15 protein-coding genes are annotated in these 22,504 nt (G+C 42.7%); 10 read left to right on the forward strand and 5 right to left on the reverse strand.

All coding sequences use genetic code 11. From position 1 onward, the window contains the following. Together ABDW16_RS26545 and ABDW16_RS26550 are read right to left on the reverse strand one after the other, a co-directional pair. The coding region (locus tag ABDW16_RS26545) for a hypothetical protein (RefSeq protein WP_343674015.1) at positions 1 to 279 on the reverse strand (279 nt) is incomplete at its 3' end. A gap of 62 nt (positions 280 to 341) precedes the next feature. Further along, complete coding sequence (locus ABDW16_RS26550; protein WP_343674017.1) at positions 342 to 878, reverse strand: sigma-70 family RNA polymerase sigma factor; 537 nt, start codon at positions 876 to 878, stop codon at positions 342 to 344. A 241-nt stretch (positions 879 to 1,119) separates the two neighbouring features. Between ABDW16_RS26550 and ABDW16_RS26555 the strand changes: the two genes are divergently transcribed. Then, positions 1,120 to 4,461 carry a TonB-dependent receptor gene (locus ABDW16_RS26555; protein WP_343674018.1) on the forward strand — a complete coding sequence of 1,114 codons (3,342 nt, stop codon included), beginning with the start codon at positions 1,120 to 1,122 and terminating at the stop codon, positions 4,459 to 4,461. Between the two features lie 28 nt (positions 4,462 to 4,489). Continuing rightward, complete coding sequence (locus ABDW16_RS26560) at positions 4,490 to 6,286, forward strand: RagB/SusD family nutrient uptake outer membrane protein (protein WP_343674019.1); 1,797 nt, start codon at positions 4,490 to 4,492, stop codon at positions 6,284 to 6,286. Positions 6,287 to 6,343: 57 nt separating this feature from the next. Here the strand turns inward: ABDW16_RS26560 and ABDW16_RS26565 are convergent, their stop codons facing one another. Continuing rightward, entirely contained in the window at positions 6,344 to 6,562 is a 219-nt protein-coding gene (locus tag ABDW16_RS26565; protein ID WP_343674020.1) for a hypothetical protein, read from the reverse strand. Positions 6,563 to 6,944: 382 nt separating this feature from the next. Here ABDW16_RS26565 and ABDW16_RS26570 point away from each other — a divergent pair, with 382 nt between their 5' ends. From ABDW16_RS26570 to ABDW16_RS26580, 3 genes are all read left to right on the forward strand, one after another. Then, entirely contained in the window at positions 6,945 to 8,048 is a 1,104-nt protein-coding gene (locus tag ABDW16_RS26570) for a glycoside hydrolase family 88 protein (RefSeq protein ID WP_343674021.1), read from the forward strand. A gap of 600 nt (positions 8,049 to 8,648) precedes the next feature. Further along, entirely contained in the window at positions 8,649 to 11,939 is a 3,291-nt protein-coding gene (locus ABDW16_RS26575) for a SusC/RagA family TonB-linked outer membrane protein (RefSeq protein WP_343674022.1), read from the forward strand. Positions 11,940 to 11,948: 9 nt separating this feature from the next. Then, complete coding sequence (locus ABDW16_RS26580; protein ID WP_343674023.1) at positions 11,949 to 13,871, forward strand: RagB/SusD family nutrient uptake outer membrane protein; 1,923 nt, start codon at positions 11,949 to 11,951, stop codon at positions 13,869 to 13,871. Positions 13,872 to 13,956: 85 nt separating this feature from the next. On the opposite strand, the gene ABDW16_RS26585 is transcribed toward ABDW16_RS26580, so the two are convergent. After that, on the reverse strand, positions 13,957 to 14,721 hold the full coding sequence (locus ABDW16_RS26585) for a response regulator (RefSeq protein ID WP_343674024.1): 765 nt from the start codon (positions 14,719 to 14,721) through the stop codon (positions 13,957 to 13,959). A gap of 1 nt (position 14,722) precedes the next feature. Continuing rightward, positions 14,723 to 17,908 (reverse strand): two-component regulator propeller domain-containing protein, encoded by a 3,186-nt coding sequence (locus tag ABDW16_RS26590; protein ID WP_343674025.1) that lies wholly within the window; start codon positions 17,906 to 17,908, stop codon positions 14,723 to 14,725. A 119-nt stretch (positions 17,909 to 18,027) separates the two neighbouring features. Here ABDW16_RS26590 and ABDW16_RS26595 point away from each other — a divergent pair, with 119 nt between their 5' ends. From ABDW16_RS26595 to ABDW16_RS26615, 5 genes are all read left to right on the forward strand, one after another. Then, on the forward strand, positions 18,028 to 19,296 hold the full coding sequence (locus ABDW16_RS26595) for a TCR/Tet family MFS transporter (RefSeq protein WP_343674026.1): 1,269 nt from the start codon (positions 18,028 to 18,030) through the stop codon (positions 19,294 to 19,296). 151 nt (positions 19,297 to 19,447) lie between these two features. Then, entirely contained in the window at positions 19,448 to 20,071 is a 624-nt protein-coding gene (locus ABDW16_RS26600) for a DUF2975 domain-containing protein (protein ID WP_343674028.1), read from the forward strand. A gap of 2 nt (positions 20,072 to 20,073) precedes the next feature. Beyond that, complete coding sequence (locus ABDW16_RS26605) at positions 20,074 to 20,277, forward strand: helix-turn-helix transcriptional regulator (protein WP_343674030.1); 204 nt, start codon at positions 20,074 to 20,076, stop codon at positions 20,275 to 20,277. A gap of 293 nt (positions 20,278 to 20,570) precedes the next feature. Then, complete coding sequence (locus tag ABDW16_RS26610; protein WP_343674031.1) at positions 20,571 to 21,629, forward strand: NAD(P)-dependent alcohol dehydrogenase; 1,059 nt, start codon at positions 20,571 to 20,573, stop codon at positions 21,627 to 21,629. A 98-nt stretch (positions 21,630 to 21,727) separates the two neighbouring features. After that, complete coding sequence (locus ABDW16_RS26615) at positions 21,728 to 22,459, forward strand: hypothetical protein (RefSeq protein WP_343674032.1); 732 nt, start codon at positions 21,728 to 21,730, stop codon at positions 22,457 to 22,459. Positions 22,460 to 22,504: the final 45 nt, after the last annotated feature.

Here is a 22,504-nt window from a genome sequence, read left to right on the forward strand (position 1 = left end):
TATGAAAAAGGCACAGGCAATTACACCGGCCAGCAGGGCAGCGGCAGATATGCGTAATAGCCACTGTCGCCGCCGTGAAAGACGTGCATTGCCAGAGATTTTTTCCCATGACTCAACAAGATCATACTCCAGGTTATCACGAGCAGGAAAAGAACGCTTTAGATCCTCCCATTGCTTTCTTACTTCCTCGTCTTTCAATATTAGTTGCTCCAGCAGGTGATCATCTTCTGCGGTGATAATCCCGGAAAGCTTCTCTATCATGAGCTGGTGTAGATCCATATCATCTAAGTTGTCAATATCCACTATATTAAGTTCATTGAAATGAGAAAATGGGTGACTTGCTATCGCAAATGAATCAATTTTTTTCTTAAGGTTTTAAGGGCATCGGCCAGATGGGTCTTTACAGTGTTGACATTAATGCCAAGCTCAGTGGAAATCTCTTTTCTTTTTTTGCCGGCCATAATTGCAAGGTCAAACACCCTGGCCTGTTGAGCAGGAAGGCTTTTTACCGCTTCGGTCAATTCGAGCCTGATCTGGCTGTTTTCCGCGGGGTCAATCTGATATAAAGTGGATGTATTCGTATCAGTAATACTACGAACAATGGCTGCCCGGTTCTTTTTGGTATCAAGCTGCCTGAGAGACAACAGGCGCACTGACTGAAAAAAATAGCTCCTGATGTTCCCCCGTACATCCAGATATCTTTTCTTATGCCAGAAATCAGCAAAAAAATCCTGGACAACGTCCTTTGCCTCATCTTCTGAGCCAAGTATTTGTAAGGCAGTGAAATAAAGAAAGCGTGCATAACGGTCGTGAAGTGACTTCAAAGCACTTACCTGACCATTTTTCAATTCTTCCAATAAAACTTGATCGTCCTGCATAGGCCAGCAACAGTTGACGTGAATACCTTAAAGATTGTGGGTGATCTATACGTGGAATTCCCCAAAAGGACATCATAGAAATCTCTATGGTCGAACCTATATCCCAATTGATTACGATCAAAGATAGTTTAAAAGATTTAGTTCCATATACCAGATAAAATAAAAAAAGTGCCAGCCAGGTCACCCAAAAGGATTTCTTGCTGAACTCTATATTAGTTAGTCTGTAAAAAATCAACTGCCAATGACCCAATTCCACACAAGGAGCGTTACGGGATTGACGCTCGTGATGATTATTCTGTCTGCGCTGGTGCAGGCCCAAAATAAAATACCCGACAAAATCAGGGTCAGCCTGACGGCTAAAAATATTACACTGAAAGACTTTTTTAAAGCCGTTCAAAAGCAAACTAACCTAACCGTTTATTATTCTGACGAGAGCATCAACGTACAGGAAAAAATATCGGTAAACTTTGTAAACACGCCACTGGAAGCAGTAATGGAGCAGTTACGCAGGGAACGGTCACTTACCTATGAATACAATAACAGCACCATCCTTATCAAACCAGTCAGGCCGGATGCTTTTCCGGCGCAGGGAACGCCTCAAAAGACCGGCCATGTTACGCTAAGCGGGAAGGTAACCAACGAGGAAGGAGTGGCCCTGATAGGAGTAACAGTGATCGTGAAAGGCATGACTATCGGTGTCACTACAGACTCTGTTGGCGAATACCAGATATCTGTACCCGAAAACACTCAATTGATCGTATTCAGTTATATTGGTTATGACTCCCAGGAAGTAACCATCAAAAATCAGAAAATAGTCAATGTTGTTTTAAATCTGCATCGCTCCGAGGTGAATGAAGTGATCGTTGTAGGGTATGGCAAACAAAAAAAAATAACCGCGATCGGTGCACAAAGTACAATCCCCACAGAAGAATTAAAACAGCCGGTCGCAAATCTCAGCAACCTGGTTTCAGGTAGGGTAGCGGGCATCATAGGGGTTCAACGTAGTGGAGAGCCAGGGTTCGATAACTCGGAGATTTATATCAGGGGGATTTCCACGTTTACAAGTAGCTCTCCGCTGGTGCTGGTCGATGGCGTAGAACGAGCCTTCAATAATATAGACCCCGAAGATGTTGCCAGCTTTACCATCCTGAAAGACGCATCTGCTACAGCCGTTTATGGTGTAAGAGGAGCCAATGGCGTTATCCTGATCGAAACAAAAAAAGGCAGACTGGGAATGACAAGTATAAATGCCCAGGTCGATTATGGATGGACACAATTTACGAAGCTTCCGAAATTTGCCGATGGGGTCACGTACCTCAATATATCAAATGAAGCTTATAAAAACAGCAACCCGTCCGATCCATTACCAAGGTATTCCCAGGAAAGGATCCAGGCCACGGCAAACAAATCGGATCCGGATCTGTACCCGGATGTGGACTGGTTCGATGCCATCTTTAAAAAATATGGAAATAACCGTAGGGCGAGGGTGAATGCAAGCGGAGGTTCTGACAAATCGCAATATTATCTTTCCATTGGCTACTATGATGAAACAGGTATGTTTAAAACGGATCAGTTAGCCAAATACAATTCATCAATCAGGTTCACCAGGTATAATTTTACTTCTAACCTTACATTAAATATTACTAAAACTACGAGAGTAGACTTCGGTGCATCAGGATGGATCAGCAACGGTAACTATCCTGGCAACTCCACGGGCTCCATCTTTAACGCTGCCTATGTAATGCCTCCCATCTCAATTCCTGTTAAATATTCGAATGGTTACTTTTCCCAGGTACGCACGGGCGATATGGCCAATCCCTATACATTGCTGACACAATCTGGTTACTCTACCAGGTTCAATAGCCAGTTGTGGAGCAATATACGTGTTACCCAGAACCTGGACATTTTAACGAAAGGGCTTTCTATCACCGGCATGTACTCGTTTGATAATAATAACGGTCATGCTATTGCCAGAAGCAAATCAGTAAATGGTTATCTCGCCACTGGCAGGGATGGCCAGGGAAATCTGCAATTCATACAGACACAGATAGGCACAGACTATCTGGGCTATAACCGGGAAAACGGCGGGTCCAGGCAGTTCTACCTGGAATCAGCCGTTAATTATAACCGGATGTTTGGAAAACACCAGGTCACCGGACTGTTGCTATACAATCAATCAGACAGGGTAGATGCTTTTGCCGGGGATTTTATCAGCTCTATTCCCTACCGGTATATGGGTATAGCAGCAAGGGCTACCTACGCCTATGACACCAGGTACCTTGCCGAAGCCAACTTCGGCTATAATGGGTCAGAAACATTTACACCTGATCGCCGGTTCGGACTATTCCCCTCCTTTGGTATAGGATGGGTAGCCTCCCAGGAAAAGTTCCTTGCGCCTATCAAAAATGCAATCTCCTTTCTGAAATTCAGGTTCTCATATGGCGAAGTCGGAAATAGCAGTATTGGCGGGCGGCGATTCGGTTATATTGCTACTGTCGCCAGTGTTGGTGGTTATGACTATGGACGTAACAACATCAACAACTCAATAGACGGTTTGAATATTGGCGACTATGCAGTGGATGTTACCTGGGAAAGAGCGAAAAAATACAACCTGGGTATCGAGATCAGAACCTGGGGAGATGCTATTTCTCTGACGGTGGATCTATTCAGGGAAAAAAGGCGAGGCATATTTCGTTCACGCGGTGATGTGCCTCAGTTCGTAGGCATCGTCAATCTGCCCCAGGCCAATCTCGGCGCGGTAAATAACAAAGGAATAGATGCAACCCTGGAAATAAACAAACAACTGGGAAGAGACTTTAAACTTGGCTTCCGGGGAAATATTACCTGGAACCGCGCTATTGTAATAGACGATGCCAATGCACCCTATCCATATCCCTGGCAGCAACGCATAGGACGCAAGCTGGGGCAGCGCTTCGGGTACATAGATATGGGGTTGTTCCAGTCAGATGACGAAATTGCCCACAGTCCCTTTCAGCCAGGGAGTAACAAGCCGGGAGACATCAGGTATAAAGATATGAATGGAGATGGGCGGATTGACTCTTATGACCAGGCGCCCATCGGCTATGGAAGTATGCCAGAAATCGTATATGGTTTTGGGCCCACCTTCAGTTGGAAAAACTGGTCATTAGCTGCATGGTTCAAAGGAATCAGTAAAGTAGATATTAGTTTATCGGGAGATGGTTTCCGACCCTTCACATATGGCGGGGAACGTGGCAACTTACTGGCAAAGATAACAGACCGATGGACCCCCGACAATCATAATCCACGCCCGTTCTATCCGAGGATCACCTATGGAGCCGATAACATGAACTATGAAGGAAGCACCTGGTGGATGAAAAATGGCGCCTTCCTGAGATTGCAGACCCTTCAGCTGAATTATGAACTGAAAAAGAAAAGATGGTTATCCCGTTTAGGAGTGTCTACGTTTGATGTATACTTCATCGGATATAACCTTGCCACGTTCAGCGGGTTCAAACTCTGGGACGTTGAGATGGGAGATGGAAGAGGATCTCAATATCCCCTGTTGAAGACTTACAACTTCGGTGTGAGATGCAATTTCTAAACAACTTATTCTCTGCAAACAGAAAACTATGATCATGCTTCAACATACTAAATTAAATATATTACTCCTGGCGGGGAGCATCCTATTTTTCAGCTCCTGTAAAAAATTCCTGGACCAGGTACCTGACGATCGTATCACTATAGATGAAGTATTTAAAAAGAAAGCAACCTCAGAGCAATTCCTGGCAAACATATATAGCTATGTGCCGGATGAATGGGAAGCCATCCATAATTTCCCGTGGGTCGGTACGAGCGATGAAGCGGATCTTACCTGGTCAGGCTCTCCCAACTACCCGGTTAACATCGGCAATCTCAGCCCGGTAAACATTTCTTTTGAGTATTGGGGCTTTTATTATCAGGGTATCCGTTCGGCTACTTATTTCATGAACCATATAGAGGAAAACGATGAGATCCGCAATCTGAACGGTCAGCAGCTCATAGACCAGTATAAAGCAGAAGCAAGATTCCTGCGGGCTTATTATTATTTCTGTTTAATGCGTCAATACGGTCCCGTTATTCTTTTAGGAGAGGATGTGATTGCTCCGGATGCACCAGCCAGCAATATGCAGTTGCCCCGCAGTACTTACGACGATTGCGTTAGCTATGTGGTGAGCGAGCTGGATAAGGCGGCCAGTGTGCTTCCGCCTGTACCGCAGCGGAATGGCCAGCAAAGTGATGCAGAATTCGGCAGAGCTACCAAAGGCATGGCGCTGGCCGTTAAAGCACGGCTGTTATTGTATGCAGCAAGCCCCCTGTATAATGGGAACACAGACCCATTATTATCTTCATTTAAAACAGCGGAAGGCATCCCGCTGATTTCGGCGTCCAACGATCAGGGAAAATGGAAAAAGGCTGCTGATGCTGCAAAGGCAGTCATTGACCTGGGCATTTACTCCTTGTACAAGGATCCATCTGGCGACGTAATGAAATCATTGCAGGGTATTTTCTTCCAGGGCTGGAATGATGAACAGATCTTTTCCCGTAAAGGCAATGGATTGGCTCAGTGGGATGTACATTGTACGCCCAGACAGGCAGGAGGATGGTGCGGTATCGGCCCGACACAGGAAATGGTCGACGCCTACTTTATGTCAGACGGAAAACTGCCCACAGAGTCGGCATTGTATTCTCAAACCGGTTTCACCAATGTAGACGGGCAAATAATTTACAACATGTATATAAACAGGGAGCCCAGGTTTTACAGGGATGTTACTTACAATAACAGCATCTGGCAGGGGGGCACAATGCAGTCTCCCGCACCCATCAACTTTTTCGTTTCGGGGCCTAACGGCAGGAATGGGCATCCTACAGATTATTCCAAAACAGGGTACCTGGTGCGGAAAAATGTTGGGCCTACAACCAACATCGGCTCTGGGGGGAATGGACAACGACAGGACAGGCCATCCCCTTTATTCCGTTTGGCCGAGATATACCTGAACTACGCCGAGGCACTCAATGAGTATGACCCAGGGAATCCCAATATATTAACGTATCTCAATTTGATCCGTGAGCGCGCAGGGATCCCACAGTATCTGGCAGGACTTCCCGCACCCGCCAACCAGGACGAAATGCGCCAGAAGATCCGGGCGGAAAGAAGAATTGAACTCGCGTATGAAGGTCACCGTTTCTTCGACATCCGCAGGTGGAAAATTGCGCCACAGGTAATGGGTACTATGCATGGAATGGACATTACCAGGGATGGGGATGCCTTTTATACCAGGGTTGCAACCATGACGCCGCATCTGTTCATGCCTTCGTATTATTGGTGGCCTATCAGCCAGTATGAGCTGGACAGGGATAAGAGAATCGTTCAGAATCCCGGTTGGTAATTTGTTCGCAAAGTAGTTGAAACGCCTTCAGGTTGTTTAACCTGAAGGCGTTTTCCTTTATTGCATAAATGGGCTGCTGATAACCCAGGCTTTTTCAATAAATGCTTTGCTTTCTATCAGCTTTTCGGCACTCTTGTAAAGATTACCTGATAGTTTTACTCTGTTTCTACCTTCATCTTTTTTACCATCGGTTTCAATTTTGTTAGCCAGCAACTCCAAAAACCTTGCAAGGGCGTCATATTTTAAGTTGCCGATTTCTTCTGCTAATTCTTCCATTGATCCGGGGTAATTGATTACTTCTGATGTATGTATCATTATATTCGAAATTTATGACTTTGGGTAACTTCAGTTAAAACTGACTATTGGCAGTTATTGGAATACAAATTAAGCATCATCTTTGAAATCGCATGCCTGCCTGCAAAAAAAATGCGCTTAGTGCGTGTGTTTTGTCACCCCATTACCGACATTTCTCTCTTTTTGAAATGAATCGACAAAAAACTGAACAAAATTTAAGAAAGGTATTTTATTTCTTCGCACTACTCCGGCCTCAGCGCCGAAAAATGATTGTAATTCTATTGTATGATCTTTAAAAATGAAGATAACGTTCAAAGCGTTGGGAATAACCACTAAAATTTAATAAGTTCTATAAAAAAGCGTTATGAGTAAATTATTTTTATCGTTGCTGGCGATTATATCTTTTCAATTTTTGTTTGCCCAGCAGAATCCTCTGACCAAATTTCCAAAGGGATTTGCGCCCAACGAAGTGGGCAAACGATTGGCCTACCATTTCGTAGACGGTAGACATGAACTCTATGCAGGTCAGTACATTCACTATGCTGAAGTTTGCACCTGGAATGGCGCTTTGGACTACGCTATAAAAACCAAAGACCAAAAGCTTATCAGGCTTTTACAAGACAAATTCGAACCCTTCTTTACCCGGGAAAAAGCATTATTGCCTCCAATGAACCATGTGGACTACAATATGTTTGGCAGCGTTGCATTGAAGCTCTATCAGATAACAAAAGACGAGCGCTATAAGAAAATAGGACTAGCTTATGCAGATTCGCAATGGGAAGTGCCGGAGAATGCGAAACCGGATGAAAAAGCCTGGGCAGATAAAGGGTATTCATGGCAAACCCGTTTGTGGATCGACGATATGTATATGATTACTGTCGTGCAAAACGAGGCGTATAAAGTAACCGGCGACCGCAAATATATTGATAGGGCAGCAAAAGAAATGGTACTCTATCTGGATAAGCTGCAACGCCCGAACGGGCTTTTCTACCACGCTCCGGATGTTCCATACTATTGGGCAAGAGGAGCTGGCTGGATGGCAGTAGGTATGCCCGATCTGCTTCGTGAGCTACCTAAAGATCACAAAGACCGCCCGCGTATTATGGAAGGTTATCTTACCATGATGAAAAGTCTGAAAGGGCACCAAAGACCAGATGGAATGTGGAGCCAGCTTATTGATGAAGCAGATTTTTGGCCGGAAACATCCGGTACTGCTATGTTTACTTATGCATTTATTATAGGTATTCAGCAAGGATGGTTAGATGCAGCTGAGTATGCTCCGGCAGCACAAAAAGCATGGATGGCTATGGTTTCGTATATTGATGAACGCAATAATGTAACCGAAGTTTGTATTGGGACGGGCAAAAAGAATGATAAACAATATTACCATGACCGCCCACGTAATGCGGGTGACCTTCACGGGCAGGCACCTTATCTGTGGTGCGCAGCTGCACTTTTAGGGAAATAGTTGGGTAGTTTTATGCTGTCGTTGGTGTTGGCGGCCTTACACAAAGGCCACGACACCAACGGCTTAGCCTGAAGGTCTGTTTTCCGCTGTCTGTGATTTAATAATTCTCCTTTTTACGCTCCTTTATTCTGGAATGATTCGACAAAAAGTTGAATAAAACGTACGAAAAAAGAATTTTTACTTCGTATTAAAATATCAGGATTAATGGTTATCCACAAAGATAGTCCACGTAGATCAGCAATGTAGTACTGTTAGCTTTGAAAGAAAAAGGCGTGTCCACCTATGAACCGGGGATCACTCAATTGACAACTAAAAGAAGGAAACGATCTATCCTATCCTGGCAAAAGCGATAGATAAGACTTCCTGGGTTCGCGCCGATGAATATTCCACTTATGACAGGCTCAAAACATTACTCCCTGATAAATCGAAAGAAAAGTTCCGGTGGTACTGCACTTGAGGCATTGCATCCGCAAATTATGAACCTCAGGAGATAGCTCCAGGGTATTTATCATCATTGTGGTGAACGCTACTATCAACAATGAGTATAAATCAAATACATGCTATTATAAATTTCATCGCGATAGCGAATAACTGATTATTATGGAGAAAAATTATACAAAAACCAGGAAAAGCCAGGCTTCTTCTTTGTATAGGAGGTTCTTATTGCCTGGATTATTCGGGACCTTATTGTTTTTGGTGTTTCCCTTTTGTGCCACTGCACAGAATCAAGCTATAACAGGCAGGGTTACTGACTCTCTGGGTAATGGAATAGCTGGTGTTACAATTGCTGCCAAAGGCACAACAGTGATTGCCAAAACGGATGAATCGGGTAATTTTAGCATTCAGGTCAGCAGGGGAGTACCCCTGAGAGCATCACATGTAAGTTATATCAGCAAAGAGGTGATACCGGATGGAAAACCTTTGACTATTATACTGCAACAGGCTACCAACGATCTAAACAATGTGGTTGTTATTGGTTATGGTACCATGAAGAAAAAAGATCTTACCGGAGCAATAACTTCTGTCCGCCCAAATAAGATTGCAGACGAGAACCCTAAAACGGTTCAGGATATCATACGCGGAACACCCGGTGTGAGTGTAGGTTTTGATCCTTCTGCAAAGGGAGGAGGTACGATACGGATTCGGGGCCAGCGCTCGGTTTATACAGATGGAGGGCATAATGATCCTTTGCTGATATTGGACGGTATGATTTTTTATGGAGAGTTGTCTGAAATTAATCCCGACGATATTGATCAGATTGACATCCTTAAAGATGCCTCAGCGGCTGCAATCTATGGGGCAAAGTCAGCTAACGGGGTTCTTATCATCACTACAAAAAAAGGGAAAAAAGGGAAGCCTACTATTAATCTGACAACCAATTTTGGGTTTTCCGATATGGCCGCAAACAGAAAGGTTTTTGGTCCCGACGGTTATATGCAATACCGGCAGGACTGGTACACGGCTGCTACCTACGGTATCAATTCAGCAACAGGAGCTTATGAACCTTATATATCAGAAACGGCAACGGCGGGTAAACTGGGATATTATGAAATGCCTACCGATGAAATGCTGAAAAAATATGGTATTACTATTGACACATGGAGAGCCTATTCAACTAATACAAGTAACGCATCTGATAATGAAATCCGGGCTAAACGGTTAGGTCTTCAATTTACAACATTGGATAACTATCTGAAGGGTAAAACCTTCGATTGGTATGACCATAGTTTCCGAACCGGCTTTAACCAGGATTATAACCTCAGCGTATCTGGCGCCAGTGATAAAATAAATTATTATTTGTCTGCAGGTTATTTGTCTAATCAGGGAGTGGTTGTGGGTGATAATTACAAGGCAGTACGCTCTAACTTAAAAGTAGACGGCAAAGTCACCGACTGGCTGGATATCAGTGCCAATGTCAATTTCCAGGACCGGTCCGACGGAAATATTGCGGTTAACTGGGGATCACAGATTATTAACAATAGTCCTTTTGCATCTTATAGAGATGAGGACGGAAACCTGGAAGTGCACCCTATGGGCGATGAAATGACTGCCAGCAAAGGGTATAATTTTGATTTCAATAAACAGTATATGAAACTTGAAAGAGGTTATACTGTTCTAAATACTATTTTTTCTGCCAAAGTAAAACTGCCTTTTAATATAAAGTACTCTTTAAATGTTTCTCCCAGGTATCAGTGGTATTATAACCGCTATTTTGAATCGGCGGAGCATCCCGACTGGCTGGCAATTAATCATGGTGTAGACCGCAACTGGGCCAAACGTTTTGACTGGTCTTTGAATAATACCCTCAGCTGGGAAAAAACTTTTGCCCAAAAGCATACAATAAATGTAACCCTGGTTCAGGAAGCCGAACAACGACGATATTGGAGTGATGTTATTAATGCACGTAATATTCTGCCAAGTGATGCATTAGGATTCCATGAAACTTCTACCGGCGATCCGCTTAACAGCAGTTTTAACACGGACGATTCCCATGAAACTGCTGATGGTATGCTTGCACGTGTGTTTTATTCTTATGATGATCGTTATATGTTAACGGCCTCTGTACGCCGTGACGGTTATTCTGCTTTCGGCACTTCGAATCCGCGGGCTACCTTTTTCTCAACAGCTTTGGCCTGGACATTTACTAATGAAAACTTCTTTCATTGGAGTCCATTGAGCAATGGTAAATTGCGTTTGTCCTATGGACAAAATGGGAACAGGTCGCTTGCCAATCCTTATATTGCATTGGCCAATCTTGCTAATGGCGCAACCACCCAGGGATACGTAGATGCCAACGGTAGTTATATCCAGTATTACTATTTAAGGATTGATCGTATGGCAAACCCTCATTTGCAATGGGAAAAAACTACAGCCTATAATATTGGACTGGATCTCGCTTTCTTAAATAACCGGATCTCCACTACGCTCGATTATTATTACATGCCCACAACTAATATGATCATGAGCCAATCGCTGCCTGATTTTTCAGGATTTACCAGTATCACTACCAATTTAGGGGAAGTACAAAACAAAGGGTTCGAAATTTCAGTCAACACACAAAATATAAGAACACCTAATTTTAGCTGGAATTCCACGTTCGGGTTTTCGAAATATAAGAACACGGTTAAGCATCTTTATTACCGGTATGAGGATGTGTTAGATGCCAATGGAAATGTAGTGGCCTCAAAAGAATCTGATGATATATCCAACGGATGGTTTATCGGACAACCAGTCAGTGCCAACTGGAACTATCGTGTAACGGGAATATGGCAGGTAGATGAGGCGGCTGAAGCTGCCAGATACGGTCAACGCCCCGGCGATCCTAAAGTAGCTAATAATTACACGGCAGATGATATTAAAAACGCTGATGGAACTACAACGGCAGTTTATAATAATAAGGATAAGGAATTCCTGGGCCAGACTACACCGCCCATTATGTGGTCATTACGAAATGATTTTACCTATAAAAATTTCAATTTCTCATTCAATATCTATTCTAATTGGGGCAATAAGAGCTTAAGTACTTCTTACCTGAACCAGGACAATAGTGTTTCGTTGGTTACGTACAATGCCAATACGTATGAGAAAAAATATTGGACGCTTGATAATCCCAGTGATTTTTTTGGGCGGCTGGATGCGAGAGGTCCTTCTGGAGTAGCCTCCCCCAACAGGGTATTCGATCGTTCTTTTATTAGGCTTGACAATGTAACAATTGGTTATACAATGCCACACAAACTTATTTCACCGGCAGGGATTGGAAACCTGAAATTATATGCTACGGTTCGCAATGTGGCTGTCTGGAAAAAAGATAAAAACTGGAACTACTGGGATATAGAAACCGGTGATATTGCACCGAGGATTTATACACTTGGATTAAACGTAACATTCTAAAATTTACGCATGAAAAATAACTGTTTAATAAAAATTTTCTTCCTGGTAATTGTATCAACAATGATTGCCGCCTGTAGTAAGAAATATCTTGAGCCGGATCCTTTATCTTTTTATGAACCAGAAACGACTTTCTCTACCAGGTCAGGACTTGATGCTGCAACAGCGATGTGTGACAAGCATTTGCGAAGTTACTGGAGCTACATTTCAACAAGGGATATTTCCGTACCCATTAACACCGAGTATATGTTGTCAGACATGGCGGTATCCGGTAAAACGGACGATGGAAGTATCTTTGCAGATGTGGCTACACGCCTTACTCCAACAGACGGAATGTACACCAATGATGTGAACATGCTGAGCTATTTCTGGGGAGAAACTTATAATGGCATTAAGTATGCCAATACAATCACCACGTTTATTGATAAAGTTCCCGACCTGGATGAGGCTACAAAACATGAGTATATCGGCAGGGCCTACTTTCACAGATCGTTCCGTTATCTGGCCTTATGTTTTCAGTTTAACAATGTTCCTTTGATAACCCAGATTCCATCTACTCCAAAGCAAAACTATAAGAGCACCAGCCGTGAAGCTATTTTAGAAATGATCACTAAAAATATGGAGGATGCGGTACAATGGGTACCTGATCAGTCCAGTATGGCTTACATAGGAATGATTAATAAAGGCGCCTGCCGTCAGCTATTGATCAAATGCTACCTCGCCACCGGTCAATGGGACAAAGCTATTGCACAAGCCGATTCTTTAATCAATAATTCAGGTTATTCATTAATGACATCTACATTTGGTACGTTTGAAAGCCCGCTGGAAGCCACCTGGCATATTACGCGGAATGTAATATGGGACCTGCACCGCCCTGTGAACAAATGTATCATGGCAAATAAAGAAGCCATTCTTGCTATGCCCAACCGTGATAATACGGATGCCGCAATAAAAATGCGTACAATGCGTAACTGGGGGCCGATGTGGAATATTTCCAGCTTAGTTTCACCTGCAGGGAAATTTATGCAATGCTACGCTTCGTCAAGCAAATCCTACCGGGCTAACCTTGATTTTAACTCGGCTGTGGGTCGTGGTATTGCAATGATTAGTCCTACCTATTTTGCGCAACATGAACTTTGGAACGTAAACGGAATTAATGATACTGCAGATCTGCGACACAACAGCAGGGTGGGTAATTGGGCGAGAATGGATTCTCTAAAATATAATGATCCCTCAGATGCATTGTATTTCGGTAAAAACCTGAGACTTTATAATGGCACCCAAATTTTGTGTACCGATACAGTGCGTAACTGGTTCGACTGGCCACATTATAAAGTTTTTGTAAATGACCCTGATCATATTGGCAATGCTGCAAGTAATAATAATAGAGGTGGTGCGGCAGACTGGTATTGTTATCGTCTTGCAGAAACTTATCTGCTGCGCGCCGAAGCCGAATTTTACAAAGGGAATATAGGCGCAGCTATAGCAGATGTAAATATTGTAAGGCAAAGGGCAAAATGCCAGCAGTTATACACTACTATTACTATTGGCGACATTGCTAATGAACGTGCCCGTGAATTATGGATGGAAGAATGGCGGCACATGGAGCTAAGCCGTATGTCCTATAGCCTGGCCCTAAGTGGCAAAGCAGATGAATGGGGAAATACCTATAATGTGAATACCCTTTCAGATAACAGCTACTGGTATCAGCGCATACAACACTACAGCAATTATTACAACAAAAACAAAGTAACTGTAAAGGGCAGATCCTATACCATAGCACCACATAATATCTATTGGCCAATTCCTCAATCAGCTATCGATGCAAACTTGTACGGAAAGCTGCGCCAGAACCCTGGTTATAACGGTTATGATCCGAGTGTAGAGATATGGATGAAATGGGAAGATGCCGTTAATGATGAGGACAAAAATTAAGGAGGAACGTATTGGCTGATGCATCATGTATAATATTGCAGCAAAAGCCGCTTTTAAAATCAAAAAGGGAGCATATAAGGCTTGCTTACTCTCTAGGCAATGAATTCGAATATTCGATGGGCGACATTTTAAAATACTTCAGAAAGTTGCGACTGAAAAGGCTTTGCGAACTGTAACCTATCATCTTTGAAATTTCGTAAAATGAAAATTCATTTCTGGCAATTAAATCGGCAGCTTTTTTAAGACGCGTGATGTCAATTAATTCTTTTGGAGATAGCGAGGATAAGGATTTGATCTTGCGATATAATGTAGTGCGGCTCATGAACATGTGCTCGGCAAGCATATCAATATCAATATTGGGGTCTTTAATATTTGTTCTGATATATTCATCGAGTTTCTTTAGAAAGGCTTCATCTGTTTTTGAATGTGCCATTATCCTTACATCCTCAAAAGGTGAACTGGCAAAATGATCCTTTATCTTACGGCGGTTTTTAAGCAGATTGGCAATCTGTACCTGCAGCAATTCTGATGAGAATGGCTTTTGTATATAAGCGTCTGCCCCTACCTCCAGGCCTTCGATGTGAGCCTTATATGTGTTTTTAGCAGTTAATAAAATGATAGGGATGTGGCAGTATTCAACATTGGATTTAATAAGCCTGCACAGCTCGAATCCGTCAATTCCCGGCATCATAATATCTGATATGATGAGGTGAATCATTTCTTTGTCTAAAACGGTTTGCGCAATTTCTCCATTGGTTGCAAGGTGCAACTGGTAGGAATCTTTCAATACTACAGATAAGAACTCCAGAATATCTTCATTATCGTCAATAATAAGAATACTTTCGGTCATACTATTTTATCTTTTTCCAACTGCTTAACTGAAATTCAAATTTTTGATGTATGGGCAGTTGCAGTTCAAATATAACTAAATCAGCTTCGCCGGAAATTAGTCGCAGCGATCCGTTGTGCAATTCTGTGAGCGATTTGGCCAGCGATAGTCCAATTCCGGTTCCCGGCCGGTCATTTCCACGTGTCCTTACAAAGGGTTCAAATATCTGATCTTTAAACTCTCCTGGTATGCCTTTGCCATCGTTGTAAAAGCGAATCGTAAAATATTCATCGGAATCGTTTACAGTGTTTATATTAACCGTAGCCCTGGTAGCGGCGTATTTAACAGCGTTTGACACTATGTTGGTACAAATTTTAATGAGCGCCTCTCTGTCTACAAAGGCCATAAAGTGTTTTTCTGGTAAGACTATATCCAGATCAATATTTTTGCCGGCAGCCTGTTCTTTAAAGCCCGTTACCAGATCGGTTATCAGCCCAATAATATCTGTTTTGACAAAATTCAGGCTGAACTGGTTTGCTTCAGTTTTTCTAAAGTCGAGTAGTTGGCTGGCCAGTTCTGTCAGGCGCCGGGTGTTTCTTTCCGCTATTGCGAGGCTTTTCTTAACATCAGGATCTTTGTCAAATTTCTTGCTCAACCATTCTATAGGCCCCGCTATAAGCGTAAGTGGGGTTTGTATTTCATGTGTAATATTGGTGAAGAATTCAATTTTGGCCTGATAAATTTCTTTTTCCTTTTCGTGTTCAAACAACTGTAGCTTTCGCAAATTTTTACGCTCAAGGTATTGACGATATAAACGGTCTATGATGAATATAATAGTGCCTAAGAGCAACAGGTATAGCATATAAGCGAAGTTGCTTTTCCAAAAAGGTGGCAGAATTTTGATGAACAGCCGCCGTTCCCTGCCTGTCCAGCTTCCTGTGTTGCTTTCAGCGTGAACAATAAACTCATAGGTGCCGTGGGTAAGATCAGTAAAATAGGCTTTGCGATTAGTATTGAGATAGGTCCAGGGTTGATCAATGCCCTTCATCAGATATTTGTACCGCGTTGCTTCAGGTGACGAAAAGTTCAACGCGGCAAATTCAATACTAAAATTGTTTTGATCATATTTCAATATAATCGTGTCGGTGTATAAAATAGATTTAGAAAGGGGGCTGTTATGCCCATCGGGTACCGTTTCTGTATTATTAACCTGGAAACCTGTAATATAGGTAGGTGGGCTGGGCTCTCTTTGGTTAAATAGAACCGGGTCAAAAGCAATCATTCCCTTAACGGAGCCGAAGTACATTTTACCATCGGTATGTTTATATGCTGAGTTGTAGTTGAATTGGTCCGTTATCAATCCGTTGGCTTTTGTGTACACTTTTACCTGTTCTGTATGCAGGTCAAAGCAAATAAGGCCTTTGGACGAGCTGATCCACAAATGTTTTGAATTGTCTTCCAGGATGCTGTACAATACGTTGCTGGGTAGCCCATTTGCGGTTGTATATCTTTTGATGGTTTTCCGGTCATGGCTTAGTTTTATAAGCCCACAGCCGGTCGTGGCAAACCATAAAGCATGTTGGCTGTCTTCAAAAATATTATACACAGGAAATTCGTTAATGGTCTTTCCCCTGGTGGTATCCCCGAAATGTAAATTCCCGCGCTGGCCGGTTTTAGGATTATAATAAAATGCGCCTTCCTTTACACTGCCTGTCCAGATATTGCCGGCTGAGTCTTCAAATATATCATAAATATAAGTGTTGTATGGTATCTGACTGATACGCTTAAATGTTTTGTGTTGTGTATCATACTCAAATAGCCCGGCATTACGATATGCAGTACCCACCAGCAGTTTATTGTTTCGTGTCCGGTAGATTGAAATTACAAAATCACTTACCGGGCCTTTCCTGTCACCAATGAGTTTAAACCTGTCTGTAACCAAACCTGTACGTACATCCATTACTTCCATACCCTGTAAAAAGGGGCCGATAAATAACTCGTTCCCCCAGGAAAGCAGACCATGTATATTGGAGTAAGAGATGCTTCCTTTTTTGCCTGTAGCTGTATAGTTTGTAAATATTCCTGTTTTTAAATCCAATTTGTTAATACCTGCATCTTCAGTACCAACCCATAAGTGGCCGTTGCTATCAGAACATATCTCTCTTACCGCATTTCCTGAAATAGAGTTAGCACCCGGTAGCGGATAATATTTTTCAAATCGTGCATTAACCTTTGAATAATAATTTAACCCGCCAAAAAAAGTACCGGCCCACATACCACCCTGGTTATCCCTGCATACTGTATAAACAGCATTGTCTGCCAACGCATAAGGGTCGCCTGGTCGTTTTCTCAGGCTTATGCTCTTATTGGCGGCCAGGTCGTAAATGTAAATTCCCGATTCGGAAGCGATCCAGTATTGCCCATCGTCACCCGCTGCAATGTCCCGAACAAATATGTCTTTATTCTTATCAGCATCCAGTGATAAGGATTTGACGATGCCGGTTTTAGTGTTGTAGCTTTTTAATCCCTGCTTAAAACAACCTATCAGTAGTTCGTTATTACTGATGGGGTATATTTTACTGATAGACCGGGCATTTGGAGGCAAACTTTTATTAACGATCCTTATCCTGGTATCAGGCTTTGTTTTTGGTTTGTAAATATGAATGTTACCATCATCATCTCCTAACCATAAATTCATATTTGAATCCAGCGCAATACAGGATGCCTTTGTTTTTAAGTCCTCGACCCTGTTCTCTGCCTGTATGTATTTGTACAGGGAAAACTTGATAAGAAACCATATGTTATTATCATTGTCTATTACAAGATTGTTGGTATATTCTTTCGGGCCGGTTTCCAGCTCAGTGAGCACTTCTTTGTACGGGTTATATTTAAAAATGCCTTTGCCGGTCGCTATCCAGATCATCCTGTTTTTATCCTCGGCTAAACAATTAATAACATCATTTCCCAGGCTGCCGAATTTATCATTATTGTTTTTGTAGGCTTTAAACGAGTACCCGTCAAAACGGTTCAAACCACCACGGGTTCCTACCCATATCAGACCTGTACTATCTTGTATTACAGCGGTTACTGCATTGTGCATGAGCCCATCGTCCACCTGATAATGCTTAAAATAATATTGCCCATAACATGAAGAAATGGTAATCTGTAATAGTAAATTCAGCAATACAATATAACCGTGGAATTTCATAATACTGAATTCAAATATAAATATATGATATCAAATACGCAATCCCCCCTTTAGATTGGCGTTATTACCACTCTGTTTATTAAAACTTTAAGCATAATATTGCATACCAATACTATATTATGCAAACCACTAACAAGTCGGCTATAGGCTTCATTTTTATTACATTATTGATAGATGTTATGGGCTGGGGATTGATCATTCCCGTAATGGCAGATCTGATAGCGCAATTGAAACATATACCGGTCAACCAGGCCAGTACTTATGGTGCACTGTTGCTATCAGTTTTTGCGGTAACACAGTTTCTATTTGCCCCGGTTGTAGGTAACCTCAGTGACAAGTACGGTCGCAGACCTGTACTGTTGCTCTCGCTGTTAGGCTTTGGGATAGACTACATCATCCTGGCGGTAGCACCTGGCTATGGATGGCTGTTCGTAGGCCGTGTAATTGCCGGTGTTACAGGTGCCAGCTTCACCACCGCTACTGCTTATATCGCAGACGTGAGTCCGGATGAAACAACCAGGGCTAAGAACTTCGGTATGATCGGTGCTGCTTTCGGACTCGGCTTTGTACTTGGTCCGGCGCTGGGGGCTTTTCTTGCTACATGGGGTATCAGGGCGCCGTTCTATGCAGCAGCTGTGCTTTGCCTGCTGAACTGCCTCTATGGTTACTTCCTCCTGCCGGAATCACTTAGCAGGGAAAACCGTCGTCCTTTTGATATCAAACGCGCAAACCCATTCGGTTCTCTCAAGTTCCTGACCAATCATCCTGAGATCGGCGGACTGGCTATCAGCTTCTTCCTTATCTACCTGGGTGCCCAGGCGGTACAGGGTAACTGGAACTTCTTTACGATTTACCGGTTTAACTGGAGCGAGAAGATGGTAGGTATCTCCCTGGCGGTAGTAGGTGTGCTCGTAGGTGGTGTACAGGCCGGTCTCACACCTGTTATCAATCCTAAGATCGGAAATGAAAAGAGCATTTACCTGGGACTGACCTTATACGCAATAGGCATGATACTCTTTGCTTTTGCTACAGAAAGCTGGATGATGTTCGCATTTCTCATCCCTTATTGTCTCGGTGGTATCTGTGGCCCTTCCCTCCAGGCTGTTATTTCAGGTCATGTACCGTCTAATCAGCAGGGAGAGCTACAGGGAGCACTGACAAGTCTGATGAGTCTTACAACGATTATCGGTCCGCTGATAATGAATAGTACGTTCGCTTATTTTACTACCAATAAAGCCCCGTTCTATTTTCCAGGTATACACTTTCTGATCGGAGCAGTTTGTATGCTGCTGAGTATTGTGATCACATACAAAGTATTAAGCCGCGAGAAGAGAGAGCATCCTGAACTGAGAAATGTGATCTCCGGAGATGGCGAACTGACCCCGTAACCAGCTAAAAAAAACGAAAGATTTAGCAAGCCTTCAGATGAAAAATCTGAAGGCTTTTTTATTATTTCTTAGATAATATTTATTGTAAATCGATAAATTTATTTTGTGAAATAATAAATTATCTTTTCCTTTGCTTTAAAATTACAACCACATGAAACCTACTCATATCATCGCTGCTTTGAAAGTGCTGACCACAATAGGCTTTTATTTTCTCTTAATCATAACGGCAGTCTTCTTATTCTTCTCATTGATGAATGCAATTGGCAATAAATCATTTAATACGCCAACGATCAAAAGCTATAGTTACAAGGTCATGTCCTTTAGTGAAAGCAAAGGCACGACTGAAGTAAAATATTCAGATAGCAAACAGCTTCGTTATCAGTTACTGCAAAATGAATACTATGTACAGATCGATCCATCTACCCCATTTGGATATTATACAATGTTCATTACTCTCATTCACCTGCTATTGGGCATTTTTACCCTCTGGACGTTCAGGAAGATCCTTAAGGAAATTCAGCTGCAGGCGCCATTTACCGGAAAGATCGTCCGACTGTTAAAATATGTGGCGGCTGTATTTGTAACGGCTGACTTTATAAAAGTGATAAATTATATCATCTTCAATCAATATCTGCAGCAACAGATACCAACTCTTGGATTCAAACTGGAATCGGAGATCGGTAGTGGATTTATCATTGGTGCAATTACCTGGATAATAGTGGTAATTTATCAACGAGGAGTGGAATTGCAAACAGAGAACAACTTAACTGTATAATTATGCCAATCATAATAAACTTAGACGTAATGCTGGCCCGGCGCAAAATGTCTCTGACTGAGCTAAGTGAAAAAGTAGGCATTACAATGTCAAACCTTTCCATTCTAAAAACAGGTAAGGCAAAAGCGATAAGACTTGAAACGCTTGAAGCGCTGTGCAGGGTATTGGATTGTAAGCCGGGAGACCTTTTGGATTATGCAGAATGATGTAACTCCATAAAAGCAGGCCTTCAGATGGAAAATCTGAAGGCTTTATTGTTTTAAGATTGAATTTGCTGGTCGGACAAATATGGCACGCTTCAGTCGGTTGGAGTAAGTAATGGCATTAGCTAACCCAGCGCCTACAGAAGTTGCCCCTAATGAAGAAGACAAACTAACCGGTGCTCCCCTGCATGTTTGAAATTCTTAACCATTGGTTTGATTTTCGTAAACAGCGAAGGTATATGTCAACGAACTTTGCGCTAGGAAAAACTGAAATCGAATATTCACAACAGTAAACAATGGAAACAACAACAGTAAAAGCATACGGTACAGAAGCGGCAGATGCACCGATTCATGATATGGAGATCCGGCGCAGAACATTACTGTCTACCGACGTAGAGATCGACATTCTTTATTGTGGCATCTGCCACTCTGATCTGCATGCAATCAAAAACGATTGGGGAGCTACCTCTTATCCCGTCGTTCCGGGGCACGAAATTGTTGGCCGCATTACGCAGGTGGGCAACGAGGTTACAAGGTTTAAGGTCGGTGACCTGGCAGCAATCGGCTGTATAGTGGACAGTTGCGGTCACTGTCACCAGTGTCATCAGGGTGAGGAGCAATTTTGTGAGAACGGCTGGACAGTGGTATTTAATTCCCCTGATAAAATTTCCGGAGGAATGACCTACGGTGGTTTTTCAGAGAAAATTGTAGCCAAGGCAGATTATGTACTCAAAATGCCGGAGAATATTGACCTGGCTGCTTCTGCGCCTATCCTATGCGCCGGCATCACGGTTTATTCTCCGCTTAAGCACTGGAAAGCAGGTCCGGGGAAAAAAGTAGGTATTATCGGTATCGGAGGTCTTGGGCATATGGCTATCAAAATCGCAAAAGCTATGGGAGCGTATGTGGTGGTGTTTACCACTTCACCCTCCAAGATAGGGGATGCTAAAGCCCTGGGCGCAGACGAAGCCGTGTTGTCTACAGACGCAGAGCAGATGAAAGTACAGTCAGGGTTCGATATGATCCTGGATACAGTTTCTGCCAGGCACGATGTAAACACCTACCTCAATGCTTTGCATGTGGATGGTAGCCTGGTGTTGGTTGGCCTGCCTAATGAACCTTTGGAGATCGGCGCATTTAATGTCGTGAGCGGGCGGAAAAGCTTCTCTGGCTCCAATATTGGTGGCATCGCGGAGACACAGGAAGTAATTGACTTTTGTGCGCAGCACAATATTACTGCTGATATTGAGCTGATAAAGGTTAATGAGATCAATGAAGCCTTTGAACGACTGGAAAGGAATGATGTCAAATATCGCTTTGTGATCGATATCGCGGCCTCAAAAGATAAGAATTGATGCTAAAATTTATAACGCAGGGATCTGGATTTCCCTGGCCCGATCACCTTACAGTTGTTTTCCTTATCTTCGTCACTATAAGTTAATAATCCATTTATATGAAAGTAGTGGCCTTGATGTTAGCAATGGGGCTTTCCCTTATAGCCCGTTCACAACAAACGATCAATAATTACAAGTACGTTTTGGTACCGGAACGATTTGATATCTTTAAACGGGAAGATCAGTATGGGATCAACACGCTTACAAAGACTTTGCTGGATAGTGTAGGATTTAAGAGCTTCATGACGAATGAGCCATTACCGGATGATCTTGCCAGCAACAAATGTAATGCCTTAAAAGTAGACCTTATAGAGAAGAAAAAGTTCTTAGCCACTGCTTTAATCCTGGTGTTAAAAGACTGCCAGGGCGATATTATATATAAAGGCGGGGAAGGGGTTAGCAGGGAGAAAGATTGGGACCTGGTGTATACAGATGCCTTGAGAAGAGCCTTTGTATCACTGCAGGCTGCACATTATAAATATGACAGCACCAGGACTGCCCCGGTTATACAAACCACAGCCACCACTGCATCTGTGCTACCTGCCGCCACTCCTGCAGCGATGGCTGACAATAAGGACGTCTTATATGCACAGGCTAACGCCAATGGCTATCAACTGATTGATACTTCTCCCAAAAAGGTAATGACATTACTGAAAACTTCACAACCGGAAGTTTTTATTGCAGATAATGGTACGGAAAAAGGTATTGTGTTTAGAAAAAACAGTGAATGGTTTTTTGAGTATTATAAAGATGATAAACTTGTTTCACTGAAACTTACCATTAAATTCTGACGAAGGAACTGTTTAAACCAGCTCGCAATTTTGTGGTCAAAAACA

Source organism: Chitinophaga sp. (assembly GCF_039596135.1).
In the GTDB taxonomy this organism is placed as follows: Bacteria; Bacteroidota; Bacteroidia; order Chitinophagales; family Chitinophagaceae; genus Chitinophaga.

What these genes read in the sequence shown, in the direction of transcription:
- ABDW16_RS26550 (WP_343674017.1), bottom strand. Translation starts at nt 878, where the DNA reads ATGCAGGACGATCAAGTTTTATTGGAAGAATTGAAAAATGGTCAGGTA.
- ABDW16_RS26555 (WP_343674018.1), top strand. Translation starts at nt 1,120, where the DNA reads ATGACCCAATTCCACACAAGGAGCGTTACGGGATTGACGCTCGTGATG.
- ABDW16_RS26560 (WP_343674019.1), top strand. Translation starts at nt 4,490, where the DNA reads ATGATCATGCTTCAACATACTAAATTAAATATATTACTCCTGGCGGGG.
- ABDW16_RS26565 (WP_343674020.1), bottom strand. Translation starts at nt 6,562, where the DNA reads ATGGAAGAATTAGCAGAAGAAATCGGCAACTTAAAATATGACGCCCTT.
- ABDW16_RS26570 (WP_343674021.1), top strand. Translation starts at nt 6,945, where the DNA reads ATGAGTAAATTATTTTTATCGTTGCTGGCGATTATATCTTTTCAATTT.
- ABDW16_RS26575 (WP_343674022.1), top strand. Translation starts at nt 8,649, where the DNA reads ATGGAGAAAAATTATACAAAAACCAGGAAAAGCCAGGCTTCTTCTTTG.
- ABDW16_RS26580 (WP_343674023.1), top strand. Translation starts at nt 11,949, where the DNA reads ATGAAAAATAACTGTTTAATAAAAATTTTCTTCCTGGTAATTGTATCA.
- ABDW16_RS26585 (WP_343674024.1), bottom strand. Translation starts at nt 14,721, where the DNA reads ATGACCGAAAGTATTCTTATTATTGACGATAATGAAGATATTCTGGAG.
- ABDW16_RS26590 (WP_343674025.1), bottom strand. Translation starts at nt 17,908, where the DNA reads ATGAAATTCCACGGTTATATTGTATTGCTGAATTTACTATTACAGATT.
- ABDW16_RS26595 (WP_343674026.1), top strand. Translation starts at nt 18,028, where the DNA reads ATGCAAACCACTAACAAGTCGGCTATAGGCTTCATTTTTATTACATTA.
- ABDW16_RS26600 (WP_343674028.1), top strand. Translation starts at nt 19,448, where the DNA reads ATGAAACCTACTCATATCATCGCTGCTTTGAAAGTGCTGACCACAATA.
- ABDW16_RS26605 (WP_343674030.1), top strand. Translation starts at nt 20,074, where the DNA reads ATGCCAATCATAATAAACTTAGACGTAATGCTGGCCCGGCGCAAAATG.
- ABDW16_RS26610 (WP_343674031.1), top strand. Translation starts at nt 20,571, where the DNA reads ATGGAAACAACAACAGTAAAAGCATACGGTACAGAAGCGGCAGATGCA.
- ABDW16_RS26615 (WP_343674032.1), top strand. Translation starts at nt 21,728, where the DNA reads ATGAAAGTAGTGGCCTTGATGTTAGCAATGGGGCTTTCCCTTATAGCC.